The sequence below is a fragment of the Intrasporangium chromatireducens Q5-1 genome, from assembly GCF_000576575.1.
Classification (GTDB): Bacteria; Actinomycetota; Actinomycetes; order Actinomycetales; family Dermatophilaceae; genus Intrasporangium_A; species Intrasporangium_A chromatireducens.
This window is the reverse complement of record NZ_AWQS01000304.1, coordinates 1-3,896: the sequence shown is the minus strand read 5'-3', so window position 1 is coordinate 3,896 and position 3,896 is coordinate 1. Positions and strand designations below refer to the sequence as shown.

2 protein-coding genes are annotated in these 3,896 nt (G+C 68.9%); both read right to left on the bottom strand.

Annotation, left to right across the window (positions count from 1 at the left end):
* Positions 1-101: 101 nt before the first annotated feature.
* On the bottom strand, positions 102-1,526 hold the full coding sequence (gene argG / locus N864_RS19980; RefSeq protein ID WP_034721518.1) for an argininosuccinate synthase: 1,425 nt from the start codon (positions 1,524-1,526) through the stop codon (positions 102-104).
* A gap of 153 nt (positions 1,527-1,679) precedes the next feature.
* Positions 1,680-3,896 (bottom strand): pyruvate dehydrogenase (acetyl-transferring), homodimeric type (gene aceE / locus N864_RS19975; RefSeq protein ID WP_034721516.1); only part of this gene is annotated, 2,217 nt, incomplete at its 5' end.

Here is a 3,896-nt window from a genome sequence, read left to right as displayed (position 1 = left end):
GGCGAACTCTCGATCGGTGTCAGTCGGTGCTCATTGGCCGCCTGAGCCGAATCGGCGCTCCGGGCCTCGCTCGTCCCTCGCTCGGGTCCTCGCGCCTGGGCTCAGTCGGTGCCGAACTCCATCGCGGCGCGGTCGAGGGCGTCGTCCTCCTCGTCGACGTTGGCCGCGGCTGGGTTGGCCGCGATCGCGACGGCACCACCGGGGGCGAGCTCACCCACGAGCTCGACGGCACGGGTCCCGAGGAGGCCCTGAGCGGCATACCCCTCGAGCTTGGAGCGGGAGTCGGCGATGTCGAGGTTGCGCATCGTCAGCTGGCCGATCCGGTCGACGGGACCGAACGCCGCGTCGGCGGTGCGCTCCATGGACAGCTTCTCGGGGTGGTACGAGAACGCGGGGCCCTCGGTGTTGATGATCGACCAGTCGTCACCGCGTCGGAGCCGCAACGTCACCTCGCCCGTGACCGCCGAGGCGACCCAGCGCTGCAGCGACTCGCGGATCATCAGGGACTGCGGGTCGAGCCAACGCCCTTCGTAGAGAAGGCGGCCCAGTCGGCGACCCTCGTTGTGGTAGCCCGCGATCGTGTCCTCGTTGTGGATCGCGTTGAGGAGCCGCTCGTACGTGATGTGGAGCAGCGCGAGGGCCGGCGCCTCGTAGACGCCGCGCGACTTCGCCTCGATGATGCGGTTCTCGATCTGGTCGGACATGCCCAGGCCGTGCCGGCCGCCGATCCGGTTCGCCTCGTCGACGAGTGCGACGGCGTCGTCGTAGCGGACGCCGTTGATCGCGACAGGGCGGCCCTGCTCGAACCGCACGCTGACGTCCTCGGCCGCGATGTCGACCTCCGGGTCCCAGAAGCGCACCCCCATGATCGGGTCGACGACCTCGATCGACTCGCTGAGGAACTCGAGGGTCTTGGCCTCGTGCGTCGCGCCCCAGATGTTCGCGTCCGTCGAGTAGGCCTTCTCCGTCGACGCCCGGTAGGGCAGGTCGCGCGCCGTGAGCCACTCGGACATCTCCTTGCGGCCGCCCAGCTCGCTGACGAACTCCGCGTCGAGCCAGGGCTTGTAGATCCGCAGCTGCGGGTTCGCGAGCAGTCCATAACGGTAGAACCGCTCGATGTCGTTGCCCTTGAAGGTCGATCCGTCGCCCCAGATCGAGACGCCGTCCTCCTGCATGGCGCGCACGAGCAGGGTGCCGGTCACGGCGCGCCCGAGCGGCGTGGTGTTGAAGTAGGTCTTGCCGCCGCTGCGGATGTGGAACGCGCCGCACGCGATCGCCGACAGGCCCTCCTCGACGAGCGCCGTCCTGCAGTCGACGAGCCGGGAGATCTCGGCGCCATACTGCTCCGCGCGGCCGGGGACCGAGTCGATGTCGTCCTCGTCGTACTGCCCCAGGTCGGCCGTGTAGGTGCACGGGACCGCGCCCTTCTCGCGCATCCAGGCGACAGCCACGGAGGTGTCGAGGCCGCCGGAGAAGGCGATCCCGACTCGTTCACCGACAGGGAGAGAGGTCAGAACTTTGGACACCATGCAAGTATATGCACGGCAGCGCATAATTATCCAATCGCGGACCGCACGCGCGCGGGACCGCGGTGAGCGGCATACCGAGTGCTCCGTATGCCGCTGAGCCCGCTCCCAGCGGGGAGCGGGCTCAGCGACGTGCCGCGGTGAGCGGCCCTGTCAGGACTCGCCGCCCGCGTTGCCGGAGGTGCCGGCGGTGACGTCGTCGAGGCGGTACTTGTCGGCCGCCTTGACCGGGATGTCGGCGTCGATCTTGCCCTCCTTGGCGAGCATCTGGAGGGTGCGCACCGCGACGGACGGGCCGTCGATGCGGAAGAAGCGCCGCGCCGCGGGCCGGGTGTCGGAGAAGCCGAAGCCGTCCGCACCGAGCGTCGCGTAGCTGCGCGGCACCCACTCGCGGATCTGGTCCTGGACCGCCCGCATGTAGTCGGAGACGGCGATGACCGGGCCCTCGGTGTCCTTGAGGCAGCGGGTGACCCACGGCTCGCGGGCCGGCTCCTCCGGACGGAGGAACTGCTGCTCGTCGCTGTCGAGGCCGTCGCGGCGCAGCTCGTTCCACGACGTCACCGACCAGACGTCGGCAGCGACGCCCCAGTCGTCGGCGAGCAGCTGCTGCGCCTCGAGGGCCCACGGCACACCGACACCGGAGGCGAGGATCTGCGCGCGTGCCGGGGTGTGCTGCCACCCCTCGGTGTTGGCCGGCGCGATCTTGTGCATGCCCTTGAGGATGCCCTCGACGTCGACGTTCTCGGGCTCCGCGGGCTGCAGGATCGGCTCGTTGTAGACGGTCAGGTAGTAGATCAGGTTGGCGGCGTCGCCCTCCTGTCCCTCGCCGTACATCCGGCGCAGGCCGTCCTCGACGATGTGCGCGATCTCGTAGCCGTAGGCCGGGTCGTAGTGCACGACGGCCGGGTTCGACGAGGCGAGCAGCGGCGACTGCCCGTCGGCGTGCTGCAGGCCCTCACCGGTCAGGGTGGTGCGACCCGCGGTGGCGCCGATGAGGAAGCCGCGCGTCATCTGGTCCGCGGCGGCCCAGATGCCGTCGCCGGTGCGCTGGAAGCCGAACATCGAGTAGAAGACGTACACCGGGATCATCGGCAGCCCGTGCGTCGCGTAGGACGTGCCGACGGCGGTGAACGACGCGACGGACCCGGCCTCGTTGATGCCCTGGTGCAGGATGTGGCCGTTCTTCGCCTCGCGATACGCCAGCATCAGCTCGGCGTCGACGGGGGTGTAGTTCTGCCCGTTGGGGTTGTAGATCTTGAGCGTCGGGAAGAACGCGTCGATGCCGAAGGTGCGCGCCTCGTCCGGGATGATCGGCACGATCCGCTCACCGAACTGCTTGTCGCGGATGAGGTCCTTGAGCAGGCGCACGAACGCCATCGTCGTGGCGACCTCCTGCTTGCCGGAGCCCTTCTTGATCTGCTTGTACGCGTCCGGGCCCGGCAGCTGCGGTGCGCTGAACTCGACGCGCCGGCGCGGCAGGGTGCCGCCGAGGCGGGCCCGCCGGTCGATCGCGTACTTGACGACGGGGTTCTCCGCGCCGGGGTTGTAGTAGGGCGGACGGTACGGGTCGGCCTCGAGCTGCTCGTCGCTGATCGGGATGCGCAGCGAGTCGCGGAAGTCCTTGAGGTCCTGCAGCGTCATCTTCTTCATCTGGTGCGTCGCGTTGCGACCAGCGAAGTGGGTGCCGAGGCTGTAGCCCTTGATCGTCATGGCGAGCACGACCGTCGGCTGGCCCGTGTGGTTCATCGCAGCCTGGTAGGCGGCGTAGACCTTGCGGTAGTCGTGGCCGCCACGCTTGAGGTCCCACCAGATCTGGTCGTCGGTCCAGTCCGCGACCATCTTGAGGGTGCGCGGGTCACGGGCGAAGAAGTGCTCGCGGACGTACTTGCCGTCGTTGGCCCGGAAGGTCTGGTAGTCGCCGTCGCTCGTCTGGTTCATGATGTGCACGAGCGCGCCGTCGCGGTCCGCTGCCAGGAGCGGGTCCCAGCCGCGGCCCCAGATGACCTTGATGACGTTCCAGCCGGCACCCCGGAAGAACGCCTCGAGCTCCTGGATGATCTTGCCGTTGCCGCGGACCGGGCCGTCGAGCCGCTGCAGGTTGCAGTTGACGACGAACGTGAGGTTGTCGAGCTCCTCGTTCGCCGCGAGCTGCAGCATGCCGCGCGACTCGGGCTCGTCCATCTCACCGTCGCCGAGGAAGGCCCACACGTGCTGGTCGCTCGTGTCCTTCAGGCCGCGGTTGTGCAGGTACTTGTTGAACTGGGCCTGGTAGATCGCGTTCATCGGGCCGATGCCCATCGACACCGTCGGGAACTCCCAGTAGTTCGGGAGCAGGCGCGGGTGGGGGTAGGACGGCAGCGCCCGCAGCTT